The 14,584-nt window shown below is 44.9% G+C and carries 12 protein-coding genes; 6 read left to right on the forward strand and 6 right to left on the reverse strand.

Annotation, left to right across the window (positions count from 1 at the left end; all coding sequences use genetic code 11):
* Positions 1 to 8 precede the first annotated feature (8 nt).
* Both H595_RS0107680 and H595_RS0107685 read left to right on the forward strand, forming a co-directional pair.
* Positions 9 to 1,022, forward strand: coding sequence for a M14 family zinc carboxypeptidase (locus H595_RS0107680; RefSeq protein ID WP_240474850.1), 1,014 nt, complete (start codon positions 9 to 11; stop codon positions 1,020 to 1,022).
* Complete coding sequence (locus H595_RS0107685) at positions 1,013 to 1,774, forward strand: alpha/beta fold hydrolase (RefSeq protein ID WP_027670691.1); 762 nt, start codon at positions 1,013 to 1,015, stop codon at positions 1,772 to 1,774. The genes H595_RS0107680 and H595_RS0107685 overlap by 10 nt, the downstream gene beginning before the upstream one ends.
* A 61-nt stretch (positions 1,775 to 1,835) precedes the next feature.
* On the opposite strand, the gene H595_RS0107690 is transcribed toward H595_RS0107685, so the two are convergent.
* Together H595_RS0107690 and H595_RS0107695 are read right to left on the reverse strand one after the other, a co-directional pair.
* Positions 1,836 to 2,048, reverse strand: a complete 213-nt coding sequence (locus H595_RS0107690; protein WP_027670692.1) for an RNA-binding S4 domain-containing protein — start codon at positions 2,046 to 2,048, stop codon at positions 1,836 to 1,838.
* Positions 2,049 to 2,064: 16 nt separating this feature from the next.
* On the reverse strand, positions 2,065 to 2,763 hold the full coding sequence (locus H595_RS0107695; protein ID WP_027670693.1) for a tRNA-uridine aminocarboxypropyltransferase: 699 nt from the start codon (positions 2,761 to 2,763) through the stop codon (positions 2,065 to 2,067).
* A 91-nt stretch (positions 2,764 to 2,854) separates the two neighbouring features.
* On the opposite strand from H595_RS0107695, the gene H595_RS21850 reads away from it, so the two are divergent.
* Positions 2,855 to 3,775, forward strand: coding sequence for a pseudouridine synthase (locus H595_RS21850; protein WP_037054090.1), 921 nt, complete (start codon positions 2,855 to 2,857; stop codon positions 3,773 to 3,775).
* 127 nt (positions 3,776 to 3,902) lie between these two features.
* Positions 3,903 to 5,546, forward strand: coding sequence for a methyl-accepting chemotaxis protein (locus tag H595_RS0107705; RefSeq protein WP_027670694.1), 1,644 nt, complete (start codon positions 3,903 to 3,905; stop codon positions 5,544 to 5,546).
* Between the two features lie 117 nt (positions 5,547 to 5,663).
* Here the strand turns inward: H595_RS0107705 and H595_RS0107710 are convergent, their stop codons facing one another.
* The 3 genes from H595_RS0107710 to aceK form a co-directional block, all read right to left on the reverse strand.
* Positions 5,664 to 6,110, reverse strand: coding sequence for a YaiI/YqxD family protein (locus tag H595_RS0107710; protein ID WP_027670695.1), 447 nt, complete (start codon positions 6,108 to 6,110; stop codon positions 5,664 to 5,666).
* Between the two features lie 8 nt (positions 6,111 to 6,118).
* Entirely contained in the window at positions 6,119 to 9,412 is a 3,294-nt protein-coding gene (locus tag H595_RS0107715; protein ID WP_156885940.1) for a two-component regulator propeller domain-containing protein, read from the reverse strand.
* A gap of 75 nt (positions 9,413 to 9,487) precedes the next feature.
* Positions 9,488 to 11,239: a bifunctional isocitrate dehydrogenase kinase/phosphatase gene (gene aceK / locus H595_RS0107720; RefSeq protein WP_027670697.1), complete on the reverse strand. Its 1,752-nt coding sequence runs from the start codon at positions 11,237 to 11,239 to the stop codon at positions 9,488 to 9,490.
* Between the two features lie 272 nt (positions 11,240 to 11,511).
* On the opposite strand from aceK, the gene H595_RS0107725 reads away from it, so the two are divergent.
* Both H595_RS0107725 and H595_RS0107730 read left to right on the forward strand, forming a co-directional pair.
* A complete protein-coding gene (locus H595_RS0107725) occupies positions 11,512 to 12,600 on the forward strand; it encodes a porin family protein (protein WP_027670698.1) in 1,089 nt (362 codons plus the stop codon).
* A gap of 9 nt (positions 12,601 to 12,609) precedes the next feature.
* On the forward strand, positions 12,610 to 13,020 hold the full coding sequence (locus H595_RS0107730; protein ID WP_027670699.1) for a type 2 periplasmic-binding domain-containing protein: 411 nt from the start codon (positions 12,610 to 12,612) through the stop codon (positions 13,018 to 13,020).
* Between the two features lie 34 nt (positions 13,021 to 13,054).
* On the opposite strand, the gene H595_RS0107735 is transcribed toward H595_RS0107730, so the two are convergent.
* Complete coding sequence (locus H595_RS0107735; protein ID WP_027670700.1) at positions 13,055 to 14,455, reverse strand: YfcC family protein; 1,401 nt, start codon at positions 14,453 to 14,455, stop codon at positions 13,055 to 13,057.
* Positions 14,456 to 14,584: the final 129 nt, after the last annotated feature.

Below are 14,584 nucleotides of genomic sequence, written 5' to 3' on the forward strand. Positions count from 1 at the left end.
ATATTCTGTTGTTGTCTTCCACTGATACAGTCTTACCTGAACTACAACAGCTTGAGCAGTTAATCGCTCAAGCTCCTGATCAATTGCATGTTGAAGTGTTGGCGCAGGTGCCGCATATGGCACAGCAATTACCACTATATTTGTTGTCTTTGGGTAACCCCGAACCGACCTTACCTGCAATTGTACTGGTGGGGGGAGTGCATGGTCTTGAACGCATTGGCACTCAGGTGGTGTTAGCCTATCTGCAAACATTATTAAGCCGTCTTTCCTGGGATCTGTGTCTGCAACATACTCTTCAACAGTGCCGAATTCATTTTATTCCTTTGGTTAATCCGGCGGGTATGGCAAATGGGTGGCGTGCTAATGGCAATAGCGTAGATTTAATGCGTAATGCCCCTGTTGAGTGCACTGAGGGCGCTGCATGGCTGGTGGGTGGTCAGCGCATTAGCCGCGCTATTCCCTGGCACCGTGGCCGCAGCGACAAAATGGAAACTGAAAGTAGTGCTGTGACAGACTTTATTCAGCGTGAGCTGTTTAAGCGGCCATTTTCGCTGGTACTGGATTGTCATTCCGGTTTCGGTACTACTGACAGGCTTTGGTTTCCTTACGCTAAAAGCCGACGCGAGCCAATAGCTCATTTGGCAGAAATGTACCGGTTGCGGCAATTACTGGCGCAAACCTATCCGCATCAAAATTATATTTTTGAACCTCAGGCCCAACATTATTTATGTCATGGTGACTTGTGGGACTATTTGTATGATTTAGCCTTGGCGCACAATACCACTATGCTGCCGCTGACATTAGAGATGGGATCGTGGAATTGGGTACGTAAAAACCCGTTTCAACTGTTGTCCAGTTTAGGCATGTTTCACCCCGTGAAACCGCATCGCGTTAAAAGGGTGCTGCGCAGCCATCTTATTTTAATTAATTTCCTAATTAACAGTACGATGTCTTATCACAATTGGCTACCCAAGGCTAATCGTGAGCAACTAAACGCAGCGGCCAGGCAGTTATGGTATTAAAAGACTCTACGCCAATACTCCTGATCCGTGGGCTTACACGTGAACAGCGGCATTGGGGCACATTTAAAACTGAATTAGCGGCTACGCTACCTAATCCGGTGCTAAGTTTTGATTACGCGGGTACCGGCGATTTATATCAGCTGCGCTCACCGGGTAATATCGCCGGCTTGCGCCAATCAGTTCAGGAGCAGTTGCTAAAAGCACCAGAATTTAACGGCAAGGTGCATTTGGTTGCGATATCACTAGGGGGGATGTTAGCTGCTGATTGGGCTCTGCAATATCCGCATCAAATTGCCTCCTTAACCCTGATTAACAGCAGTGCCAGATCTTTATCGCCATTTTATCAGCGCTTACGTTGGCAGAATTACGTATCGATATTACGCGGCGCGTTTATGGGCGCAGCGAAGCGGGAACAGATGATTTTGCAGTTAACCAGCGCCAAGCCAGCAGAGCACGCCAGTGTTGTCACTAGCTGGCAGCAGTGGCAGCAACAAAGGCCAGTGAGTAAGTTAAATGCGCTGCGTCAGTTATGGGCGGCGAGCAGATTTATGGTTAAGCCTCTACCGCAACGCGACATTTTATTACTTAGCAGCCGTGGCGATAAGCTGGTTAGCCCACAGTGCTCCAGCGATTTAGCACGCTATTGGCAAGCGCCGCATATTCAGCATCCCTGGGCTGGTCACGATTTACCTCTGGATGATGCCAGCTGGCTTTGTGCTCAGCTAGCTGCGTTTATAAGTCAACAGAACTAGGCAAACAATAATTGGCAAATAATAATTAGCAACCAATTATTAGCAAGCAATAGCCACAACGTTACAGCAAGCGCATTTGCAACTGTTCGTTGCCAAATTCAATTATGTCACCCGCATTTATTTGCCGCCGTTTACGGGTTTCTATTTCGCCGTTCACTTTAACTAAACCGGCATCTATCGCTGCCTTTGCTTCGCCACCGCTGCTAATTAAGCCTTCAAATTTCAAAATTTTATACAGTTCAACTGCAGGTTTACTTAACATTACGTCACGCATTGTTTGGTCTCCGGGGTTAGTCGTTTAATGTACTTGAGTTTAAATGGGGTTTTCCGACAATATAGGCGCGACGAAATACATCAAAGTACTTGGACAACGCGTCGGCAGCCGCCATATCGTTTGCCAGTTTTAGCACCTCAATGGCAACTTCTGCCGTACATAGCTGGTGTAAATGTGCCGCCTCACGCAATTGATAAGCCGAGGCCTGCGAAGGTTGAATACCCAGCACAGGTAAGTTTGCCAGATAGGGGCTTTTAAACATTTTTTTAGCTTCGCGCCAGGTGCCGTCCAGCATAATAAATAACGGCGTTTTACCAGATTGCACCGTAGCTAACGAAAGCGGCGAGTCAATACAACGCTCTGGCGTGGCGTATTGTTGTGGAAATACCACTATTGGCGCGTAATCCGCATTTGCCAGTAAGGCTAGCATGGCAGTATCAGGGCAAGTTCTATCCCAAACATAGGCGTGGTTGTCAGTGATAACATCAGCAATAATCCGGCCGGTATTACTGGGTTTATAGCACTCGCCAGTGTACATAATAAAACAAAAAGCGCTGCTGCTTGCTACATTGGGTTTGGCTGCACAAATACATTCAGCTTGAGGCAACAGACACATTTCACAGCGTTTAACTTTACTGCCTCTGGCATTAAACACCCTGGTTGCTTTTGCTAGTTCCTGCGTGCGCAGCAGCAAAACAGAATTTTTATGTGACATCTGGGTTCCAATAGTGGCTTAACGACAAGCGGCGGCTATTGTAACGGCTTTTATGCTACACTGCGCGCTGATTTTTATGCCGGAAAATATCGTGTCGATAGCCCGCCAAGCTTCAGAAATAACCCTGCCAGCTGTCAATGACGGTTGGCAAACCGTGCTGCAGTTTCTCTGCAGTCAGTTTCCGTTTATTGCCGAGCAGACCTGGCGCGAACGTATCGTCCAACACAAGGTGCATTGGTTTGAGGGCGAGGCAATAACAGAGCAAACACCGTTTATGCCAAGCAGGCGCTTATGTTATTACCGTGAAGTGGTTTCCGAGCCGGTTATTCCATTTGAGCATCATATTTTGTATCAGGATGAGCATATTTTAGTGGCAGACAAACCGCATTTTTTGCCGGTGACGCCAGGCGGTGAATATGTCAATGAATGCTTGTTAGCCAGATTAAAACGCCAAACAGGTATAGATGATTTGGTGCCCGTACACCGTTTAGATAGAGAAACTGCGGGTTTGGTGCTGTTTTCGGTTACCCCTGAAAGTCGTGCTCAACTTTACCAGCTTTTCAGTGCCGGAACGGTGTTAAAAACCTACAAAGCAGCAGCGCGATTAACGCAAGACATACAAAATAGTCCCTTCCCACAGCATTGGCATATCGAAAATCGAATTGAAAAAGCTCAACCCCGCTTTATTAACGCTATAGTGCCTGGTGCAGTAAACGCGGTATCTGATATTACCCTCAGCGCCCAATATAACGGTATTGGCGAGTTTACCTTGAGGCCTCATAGCGGAAAAACGCACCAATTGCGCCTTCATATGCAAAGTTTGGGCATGCCAATACTCCATGATAAATATTATCCGCGGTTACTTGCTAAAACGGCATTGCAGTTTGACAACCCGCTGCAGCTATTGGCGGCTGAACTTCGATTTATTCATCCTCTGACCCAGGTCGAACAACAGTTTTACTCCACATTCAGCTTGAATGCGTTGCGTCCGATGAACAAAAAATTACTTTAGAAAATAAATTCTATAATTTCGCTAGGTTACTGATAAAACTTAACTATACTTTCAACGATATAGGCCATTGCCATACATCTTGCACATTTAAACGGTGTGCTTGTCTTAGCGTTAGGATATCGACCTCATGACCAATACATTAAAAAACCTGTCAGTTAAAATGCAAATTTCGTTACCTATTTTGTGTCTTGCACTTTTGATCGTAGTGATTGGCTTGAAAAGTATGTTCACGATAAATAGTGTTATAGAGCGAACAGATATTGCCATTGATAAATTAAGTCCTGCCACAACCGCTATTTTAAACGCTGACCGTGATTTATATCAGGCTGAATTGGCGTTGAGAGAGTTTGTAGTGTTAAGTGCCAGTGGGATTTCAACCACGGCAACTAAAAAAGATTTTGAGGACAATGTTAAGCAAGCATTTGATCGTATGGAAAATGCAGTCAACTTGGTTAAAGAACATGATGTTCGTGTGATGACGTCATCAGACTTCGCAGCGGTTTTTACTAAATGGCGTAGTCTGGCTGAGCAAGTTATCAGCCTGGCACAGCAAAATGACATTACGCAGGCACGAACACTAATTACCGGCGCTGAGGGGAATGCATTTTCTCAATTACGTGAAGAGTATAATGGGTTAGGAGAACGCATTGAAAACCGCTTAGTTGCGCTAGAGAAAGATTTGTCAGATTATGTTGTTGCACAAAAATCGCTTACTATAACCTTGTTAATTATAGCCATCGCCATTGCAGTATTAACCGTACTGTTTAGCCCTAATCTTATTGTTAAGCCACTTTCACAACTAAAAAATATGGTGAGTGAATTAGCCAGTGTTGGTGGTGACCTAACACAACGGATCCCACTGGATAGTGAAAATGAAATTGGCGATGTTGCAAAGAAAACCAATGCATTTATTTCAACATTACAATTGATGATGCAAGATGTTCAGCGCAATCTGGTCGAATTGGAGGCTGCTTCAGGCAATATCGCAGAAAAAACAGATAGCACCAGTCATAAAGCTCAGCAACAGACCGAGCATATTGAACAGGTGTTAACTGCTATCCATCAGATGCAACATGCAGTTCAGGAAATTGCCGGTAATTCCTCACTGACCAGCACGGCTACCGAGCAGGCAAATATTGATGCGGACAATTCGAGTAAAGTTATTCGTCAGTCGATGAATGAAATTAGTGTGCTGGCGCGTGACATCGACAAAGTGGTTCAGGCCATTTCAGAGCTTGAAACTGAGAGCCGTAATATTGTCTCTGTACTAGAGGTGATTGGCAGCATTGCAGATCAAACCAATTTGCTAGCGTTGAACGCGGCAATAGAAGCTGCCAGAGCCGGCGATGCCGGGCGTGGTTTTGCTGTGGTTGCAGACGAAGTAAGAACGTTGGCATCGCGTACGCAACAATCAACCAAAGATATCCATGACATGATTACGCGCCTGCAAAACGGCGTAAATAGCGCTGTGCAGGCCATGAGTAATGCTAAAACCCAAGTGTCAGAAACTGAACAACATGCAGATTCTGCAAGTCAATATCTTGAGCGCATTGTTACCGGGATAGCCAACATTAATGATATGGCAATACAGATAGCCGCTGCTACCGAACAGCAGTCAACGGTTGCGGAACATGTTAATCAAACCGTAAATGGCATTAGCCAAAATGCAATTGATTTATCAATCTTGGCCAGGGATACCGGGGATGACGGCAATAAAGTACGAAAACTGGTACAAGTGGTAAGTAGTCAGGTTGGTCGTTTTAAAGTCTGACCGTAGTAGATAAACCAATATGCTAAACCGTATTTATCATTTTGGGGTACTGCATTAATTGAGATTATTGCAGTGCCCTTTTATTAATCTATTGTTGATGTAAGGCTGCAGCTTGGTTTAGCGATGACGTTGTAGCAACGTATCTAATTGATTTGCAAATGCCTGTCTGTCACTTTGATTAAGCGGCGGTGGGCCGCCAGTATGCACGCCACTACCACGCAGTGTATCCATAAAATCGCGCATCGTTAGTTTTTGTTTAATCGTATCATTACTATACAATTCGCCTCTTGGGTTTAATGCATCACCGCCTTTTGCCAGCACATCCGCTGCCAGCGGTATATCTGCCGTAATTACTAAATCGCCCGCTTCGCAACGCCTTACTATTTCGTTGTCGGCTTCGTCAAAGCCACTACTTACCGTAATGGCCGAGATAAACCGCGAAGGCGGTATCCGCAACGACTGATTAGCGACCAACACTAACGGGATCTGTTTACGTTCTGCTGCGCGAAATAGTATGTCTTTGATCACGGTTGGACATGCATCCGCATCTACCCAAATCTTCATTTTATCCTTTATGATTTATTACCTGACTGCGCCGGAAACGTAACATGGAATTGTGCGCCATTACCATTGCTTTGCAGTAATGAAATCTGGCCTGCCATCACTTGTGTGACCAGATTATAACAAAGATGCAATCCAAGACCTTTACACTGAGCGCCTCTTTTGGTGGTAACAAAGGGGTCAAACAAGGTTTCTGTTACGTCAACCGCCACGCCTGATCCATTATCCTGATACAAGAGGGTACATTGCTGCGCTTCATACTCGAAGCTAATGCCAATTTTACCTGGGGTGTTCTTTGAAAAACCGTGTATCAACGAGTTGTTGAGTAAATGCATTAGGACCACTTCTAAGGCTTTAGCGGGGAGCTGCAAATTCAGGTTAGACGGACATATTATTTCAACTTGATGAGGCTGGATACGCGGACCAAGCAACTGAATGCGTTGCTGCAACCATTGGTATACATTGACACTTTCGACCACTTCCATTGTCGCATCAATCGCGACTTCTTTAAAAGATTGCACTAAATCGGCTGACCGGTACAAATTTGACATTAACAACGCCAGGTTTTCCTGACTTTGCTGCAAAAATTGCTGTAACTGAGCACTGGTTAAGCTTTTATGTTCAAATTGTAGCTGAAGTTGGTTAGTGGTTTCTTGCAGCAGGCTACTGGCTGTTACACTAATACCTAAAGGCGTATTAATTTCGTGTGCTATGCCGGCAACCATATGGCCCAATGCCGCCATTTTTTCTTTTTCTGACAACGATTTTTGTACAGCTTTAAGCTCTTGCGTCCGGCTTGCCACCTCTTGTTCCAATTGCTTTGCTTGTCGTTTCAATCGATGGGTGCGCAGCTTCACTATACTGAAAATAGCTAAGACAACTGCGATTAATGCTAGCAATATAAACCAATGGGTTTGCCAAAATGCCGGCAATACCGTTATGGTTAACTCAAGTGTATTGGGACTCCACTGACCAGCCCGGTTGGTGGATTGCACTAACAACCGATAGTTACCTGGCCAAAGGTTGGTGTAGTTCACTTTTCGATGTGACGCGTCGGAGTAACGCCATTCGGTATCAAAGCCGTTAAGTTTATGGCGGTATTTCACGCTAAGAGGCGATGATAAATCTAAGCCAGAAAACTCCACACTAAAGCCCTTTGCTTTCGACGGAATAATCATATTCTTAGTTGATAGTAATACGGGTTTATCATCAATGGTAGCTTGAGTAAGCTGCACTTTGGGCTCGTAACGCCATTTTTCAAATTTATTGGGCTGAACAACTAATACCCCTTCACTACCTCCAAACCACATTAAACCTGCTTTGGTTTTGGTATAAGAGCGGTACCAGTTAGTACCATGGTACACGCCGTCAGCAGGTGACAATGCATAGATTGTGTTGGTGTCAGGATTGTATATATTTCGCTGTGACCAAATTCTACCTTGGTTATCTTCCAGCAAGTTGGCACCAAAGTCAGAGTTTAGCTGGCCTTCATCGGCGATTATTTTTAGCAGCTCAACCACAGGCTTTGTAGTGTCATTAATGCGGTATAACCCCGAAGGAGTGTCAAACCAGAGCCGTTGTTGCTGATCAATAAGAAGACCCAACACCGAGCTATGCGCAGGTGGGGATAGGTCGGAATAGCGTACGACATTAGCAACAAGGGTATCGGGTTCAATCCTGAGTAGGCCATTGGCACCGCTGGCGACCCAAATAGTGTTTTTGCTATCTTCTACAAAGCCATTAATGTAATCAGTAAGTACACCGTTTTCTTTGGTTCGAATGCGTTGAATAGACTGGGTTTTGTCATCCCAAAGACCAATGCCTTCGTTGGTACCAATCCATAAGCGTTGTTTGCTGTCTACAAATAAGCGTCTGACATTGGCGCTCCAAAACTGGTTGGATTCGTCAATAAGGTTAAAGGCGTCATCTGTTGCAGAATACCGATAAAGTTGCCCTGGGTTAACGCCCAGCCAGATATCACCAGGGGTTAGCTCAGCCATGGTGGTTATCCAGCCATTTTGCAGTCGTCCTGGCTCACCAGGCTCTGCATTGATACGGCGCAACATACCTTTGTCCGGGTGCAGTACCTGAATACCTTCCCCTCTGCTGCCGAGCCAAATTTCACCGTTACTCAGTTCAATAATGCTACTTACGTTGTCTGTGGGTAATTTAAAAGGACCAGATAACATACTACTTAACAGGCTGACTGCTGGTTGCCCTTGATAAAGACGTACACCACTGCCGTATCCGCCAGTCCAGACCTGTCCGGCATTATCTTTCATTAAGGCTCGAATATCAGTGTGTGTAAGACTGTAGCTGGATGACTTGTCTGAGGTTATTTTTCGCTGCCATGAGCGGCTCTTAATATTTATCGCATCAATGCCGTCGAATCTGGCAAGCCACAGCTCGTTGTCATTAACTTGCAGAATATCGTTAATTGAACTTTCGTTAACCAGCTGGGTTGATAGTATCTCATCTGATGATACGATGCGTTCTGATTGCATCGTTGACAGATCAAGCCGATACAGCCCTTGATTGGCAGTGCCAATCCAGACGCTATCGTCGTCGGTGTAAGCCAAGCTTAATATCTGTGTCAGTAACTCCGGATTGTCAAATTTTAGTGTGAGTTTTGTTAGTGTATCCGTGTGGGTATTAAAAACGAACACCCCCTCTTTAGCTCCGGCAAAAACCATATGCTTTACTGACATTAAGGCACGTACCTGAGAAAGTATGCCGTGCGTGCTTTTGTCTGATATATATGTAAGTTTTTGGCGGTTTTTATCTAATCGAAACAGACCGTCTTTACCACCAAACCAGATATCCTGATGACTATCCGTTGTCATCACCCTGGCGTTTTCCAGCAGATATTTTTGGTTCTCGATCTTTGACAGTTTTATCGGCGAAAAGCTGCTACTGTCAGGATCATATACTGCCAGTCCGCCGGGGTCAGTTGCGATCCATAGATTGCCGTTATACTGCTGCATAATATCGGTGACAAACATGCCAGGCAGGCCGTCAGGAATATTACTATTGTGGGTATACAACAGAAACTGGTATCCATCGTAACGTAACAAACCCGATGGCGTGCCGATCCAAACAAAACCCTGCTGGTCCTGCGCTATGCTGGTCACAACATTGTCCGGTATACTGGATGCGTGGCCAACCTGATGAAATAAGCCGGTTTCTGGTAGCGATGAAGAGTCAGCTTGGTCCGGGCTCAATGCTAATAACAATACTATGCTCACCATCAGGTGTTGTTTGAAGGCGTTACACCATAATGCTGTTCCTATTTTGATTTTTATCAACGGCTTAGCTCTTGATGGCTTTAGTAATGTCAGTTTCTAATGTAGCAAGTATTAGCATTAAAGCAATGCTCAGTGCTACTCGATTAGCTCATCTTGTTTTGCCAAATATTGATGATAAAAACGCATGCCATCAGGGTAGGGAAAAATGTCTTCCACCACGCCGTCACGGATGTTTTGTTGTTTTTGGCGCCAGTAAGCTGCATCTAATAGTTCTGAGTGTTTACTGAACAGCAAATCACGTATTTGTACTTGTGGTGTTACAAAGGTTGCCATTTGTTCCGGAAAAACATCCCCGGGTGCTGCACATACTGTACCTTCCATAAACAAGGCGTCTTCATAGTTATCTGTTTTAGGGAAGCTTCTAAAATTAACATCCAGCATATACTGCACTTCGTCGTAGTCGTAAAACACAACGCGCTTATGCCGCGTTACACCAAAGTTTTTTAATAGCATGTCGCCCGGAAAAATATTGGCGGCGATCATTTCTTTTATCGCTTTGCCATAATCATCCATGATATGCGCTTTTTCGTCGGTGCTGGCCTGTTCAAGATATAAATTAAGCGGAATCATACGACGCTCAATGTATAAGTGTTTAATAATAATTAAATCGTCTTCAAGGCTTAATGATTCCCCGATCGCGTCTTGTAACTCAAGCAGTAATTCGGCAGAGAAACGACTTTTGGGCAACGCCACATAAGAATATTCCAGCGTATCGGCCATTCTGCCCACGCGGTCGTGCTTCTTAACCAGAAAATAGCGGGCTTTAACGGTATCGCGGCCAAACTCTTTGCTTGGTGCAAATTTGTCTCTAATCACTTTAAACACATAGGGAAATGACGGTAGGGTAAACACCATCATTACCATGCCCCGAATGCCCGGTGCTGCAACAAATTGATCTGTGCTTTTGTGTAAATGCTGAAGTAGTTCGCGATAAAACTCTGTTTTGCCCTGCTTATGTAGTCCGACAGAGGCGTACAGTTCTGCCAGGGTTTTGTGTGGCAATAGCTCGCGTAAAAAATGTACCAGTGCGGAGGGAACCTGAGTGGCTACCATAAAATAGGCCCGGGAAAAACCAAAAATAATGGTCATTTGTTGGGCGTCGGTTACGAGTGTATCGATGAACAAACCTGCACCTTCGCGGTGTAGAACAGGAATAATAAATGGCTGTTGACCATCAGGTGTAACCGCACGACCGACAATATACGCTGCTTTATTGCGGTAGAAAACTGACTTTAAAATATCAAAACGAATTTGATAAATGGGGTGACGACCATGGCTGGACTGCGCCATAAAACTCTTCACAATAAGCCGAATATCTCGGTCCAGATTGATAAAGGGAGTATTGAAACCAAAACCGGACACAATTTGGCGAATGGTGTTTTTTAAGCCATCTTGTGCCGGAAAGTAGCTGTCATACACTGAAGCAATGGGGGCGGGTAAGTGCTGTTTACTTAAGGTTGATTCAACAAAAATATTTTGGTTATGAAAGTACTTGCGGTCAAACAGCTGACAAAATACTGAGTTATAAAATGTTTCAGCCAGTTCAGCCTGGGGATGAAATGCCAGAAATGCCATGTAGTGTTGCTTCACTTGTTGCCATAGCGCTTCATTTAAACATTGTGAGGGCAGCTCAGAAGCAAGATGGGCAATAGCCTCAGTAACACGTTGGTCATAAAATGAAATACGCTCGGAGCTATCTTGTTGAAATGCGCACCAGTCTGCCAGTTCAAAACGTTGTTTGGCGTTGGCGGTAATCGCCTGAAATAATCCGAAATGGCGGCGGAAGCCCTTTAAAATAATTTCGGCAATTTGTTTTGCCTGGCTCATAACGCCATCCCAATATTCATTGTAGTGCAGACACTCTAATCAGGATGCTAGCAAATTGCCAGTAGTAGCCTGCACAATCTACTAATCGCTAGATATGTTGCTGTGTGATCACATTAAGTGGCCTGTTTACAGGCTTTAGGTGTAACCAAAATAAGAACAAACACTTAATTTTTCATGCTTTTTCCAGCAATGTAATCTTTGCTGAACTATGTTTAGCCAAAGGTTAAAAAACCTTTGGCTGGGAACATAGCCCAGGAATACTAGGAGTGCTTATGAAAAAGTCACTGTTAAGCGGTATTAGCAGCATTGTATTGTTACTGCCTTACACTGCTATGGCTGAAATCAATATATCAGGTTTCGCCACTATAGCTGGAGGTCGGGTATTAAGCGGGAGTGGAGTGGAGGAGTTTGGTTTGCCACCCACTTTTTTGGCAAATTATCCTCAGGTAGGAGTATACGAAGAAGAGTGGTCGTTTAAACCAGATAGTCGTATGGGGTTGCAAGTTTCGGCAGATTTAATGGACGGTTTGAAGGTTACCGGGCAAATTGTAGCCCGCGGCGCAGATGACTTTGATGCTAGTTTTGAATGGGCTTATATCTCTTACCAGGTAAACGATACCTGGACTATTCAGGCAGGTAAGAAACGTTTGCCGTTGTACTACTATTCAGACTTTTTTGACGTAGGTTTTGCTTATCTTTGGCTGCGCCCGCCAGCGGATAATTATACCTGGCAAATCTTTAACTACACCGGTATTAATGCCCTGTTTAATACTCAACTGGGCAGTTGGGATGTGAGCGGTAACATTTATACCGGACGAGAGGATGACCGTGACAACAAACTCCTGTCTGATTTCTTTTTTGGCGCAGCAACACGGGAAATATGGAAGGACATTATCGGCGGTGTTGTAAGTTTTAACCGCGATTGGTTGGATGTTCGTCTAACCTATATGACCTATGTTAATGAGCGGTTTATCAATGAAGACGGCGTTGATGTGCAGCAAACATGGAACGGCAGTACAGAGCGTAGAGGTAAATTTGCTGGTGTATCTTTTAATATCGATTACAACAATATTGTGTTTTTAAGTGAGCTTAACCAGCTGGATTTGGATGGCAGTAAATTTGATACCTACATGGTGTCATTAGGCTATCGCTTTAACAGTATAACGCCTTACATTTCGTATGCTGACTTTGACAGCGACGGAGAGGTTCACAATACCACCAGCCTGGGATTTAGATACGACTTTCACAGCTCTGCCGCTTTTAAACTGCAGTATGATGATGTGAAAGACAACGGCTACGATGGTCTTATGGTGGCGGGAGACAGCAAATCTATTACCTTTGGTGTAGATCTGGTTTTTTAAGGAGGCAGCATGAAAACAATGTTACTTATTAGCAGTTTATTACTGCCAGGTGCAGTTCACGCCGCCATCGCTGTGGTAGCGCATCCTTCCAACCAAACCAGCTTAACCCAGGATGATTTGGTGCGGTTGTATACCGGTAAAATGAGCTCATTTCCAGACGGCTCATCGGCTATACCGGTAAACTTAAATGATTCATCACCGCTTAGGGCTGACTTCGATCAAAAGGCACTGGGACGCTCGTCGAGCCAGGTGAAAGCGTATTGGTCGAAGTTGGTGTTTACCGGCAAAGGTACACCGCCCAAAGAAGTGGCGTCTGATAGCGAAGTGTTGAGCCTGGTAGCAAATAACCCAAACCTTATTGGCTATGTTAGTTCCGACGCGGTATCCGATAACGTTAAGGTTTTACTTACTATCGACTAGTCAAAATCAGGCCGGTAAAACCGGCCTGATTACATTACATTGCGGGTTGTAGCCCTGCGCCATAACCAAACATGACTGACAGCACCAGTACTACGGATGATGCCAGCATTAATTTCAGTATTAAAGGCAGGCAAAAACGAAACCAGTGACCATACGGAATACCGGCAATACCGATAATACCCATTAGTACAGCATTGGTGGGGATGATCATATTAGAGAAACCATCGCCAAACTGATATGCCAATACCGCCACTTGTCGTGGAATGTGCAGTAAGTCTGCTAATGGCACCATAAGTGGCATGGTAACGTAAGCCTGGCCACTACCTGAGGGTACAAAGAAGTTAAGCAACGTCTGAATAATTAGCATGCCCACCGCTGCGGCTTCTGCACCAACATAGGATAGCGGCAGTGACATACCGTGAACCAGGCTATGTAAAATCTGGCCATCTTCCATTACCAGAGAAATACCGCGGGCAACACCAATGAGCATCGCCGTGGTGGTTAGCTCCATTGCGCCATCAATAAACTTTTGCGCAGCGGTATCAGCTGAAATGCGGCCAATAATCGCGGCGAATATGCCCCAGGCAATAAAGCAGGCGCTTAATTCATACAGGTACCAGCCATGCACTTTAATACCGTAAGCGACTAAAGCAATGGTGCCAACAAAACTGGCCAAAATTAGTTTATGGTTTAATGCCAGTGTTGGGTAGTGCACTTCTGTTTTATCACCCAGCGGGCAGGGCAGGTCGGCAACCATAGAGTTGGCCGGATCAGCCAATACGGTTTTGGCATAGCTCCAGACATGATGAAAACCAATTAATACAAAGGGTACAAAAATAGCAAATCGCAGCCAGTTGCCTGACATGGGGGGCAGGTCGGCAATTTGTTGGGCAATCAGTACTGTAAAGGGGTTAAAAGCAGACACACCATAACCTATGCCGTAGCCTGCTACTGTCATGCCGACAGCAGTCATGGCATCCAACCGCATAGCCCTGCACAATGCTACCAGGATCAGTACAAAGGGAATGTATTCGCCTGCAGTGCCGATAAAACTAGAGGCCATAGCGAAACAAAACACCACCATAAAGATTAACATGTGTGGTTTTTTGCCATGGCGCTCAAGTAAGCGGCCAATTAGGGCATCTACGGTACCGGTTGCACGGGCAATAGACAGTACACCACCCAAAATCATCACAAAGAAAATCACATCCTGCGCGCTGGCAAAAGCACGGGGTATGGCCGTTAGTAGTTGCCAAGGTGTCAAATACTGACGTTCTTCTACCAAGGTAAACGTACCGGGAATAACGGCAGTGCGGCCATTGGCTAAGGTTTCTGTAGCAAAAAAGCCTTGTGGTACTAACCATGTAGCGATCATTGCTAGCACCATCATGCTAAACAGCAATGTAAGCGTATGAGGTACTTTAAATTTTGCCATGGCTTAAGGTCCCTTTCGAGCGTTGTTAATTACACGTTTTGAGTGCGACACAAATTAAAAAAACGGAGTCTACAGAAAAATGATCAGCATCACAAACAGTGCTTTAATGCAGTTAAATGCCTGCGGGCC

Origin of the sequence: Rheinheimera baltica DSM 14885, from assembly GCF_000425345.1 — a bacterium.
Lineage (GTDB): Bacteria > Pseudomonadota > Gammaproteobacteria > Enterobacterales > Alteromonadaceae > Alishewanella > Alishewanella baltica.

What these genes read in the sequence shown, in the direction of transcription:
- H595_RS0107685 (WP_027670691.1), top strand. Translation starts at nt 1,013, where the DNA reads ATGGTATTAAAAGACTCTACGCCAATACTCCTGATCCGTGGGCTTACA.
- H595_RS0107690 (WP_027670692.1), bottom strand. Translation starts at nt 2,048, where the DNA reads ATGCGTGACGTAATGTTAAGTAAACCTGCAGTTGAACTGTATAAAATT.
- H595_RS0107695 (WP_027670693.1), bottom strand. Translation starts at nt 2,763, where the DNA reads ATGTCACATAAAAATTCTGTTTTGCTGCTGCGCACGCAGGAACTAGCA.
- H595_RS0107705 (WP_027670694.1), top strand. Translation starts at nt 3,903, where the DNA reads ATGACCAATACATTAAAAAACCTGTCAGTTAAAATGCAAATTTCGTTA.
- H595_RS0107710 (WP_027670695.1), bottom strand. Translation starts at nt 6,110, where the DNA reads ATGAAGATTTGGGTAGATGCGGATGCATGTCCAACCGTGATCAAAGAC.
- aceK (WP_027670697.1), bottom strand. Translation starts at nt 11,239, where the DNA reads ATGAGCCAGGCAAAACAAATTGCCGAAATTATTTTAAAGGGCTTCCGC.
- H595_RS0107725 (WP_027670698.1), top strand. Translation starts at nt 11,512, where the DNA reads ATGAAAAAGTCACTGTTAAGCGGTATTAGCAGCATTGTATTGTTACTG.
- H595_RS0107730 (WP_027670699.1), top strand. Translation starts at nt 12,610, where the DNA reads ATGAAAACAATGTTACTTATTAGCAGTTTATTACTGCCAGGTGCAGTT.
- H595_RS0107735 (WP_027670700.1), bottom strand. Translation starts at nt 14,455, where the DNA reads ATGGCAAAATTTAAAGTACCTCATACGCTTACATTGCTGTTTAGCATG.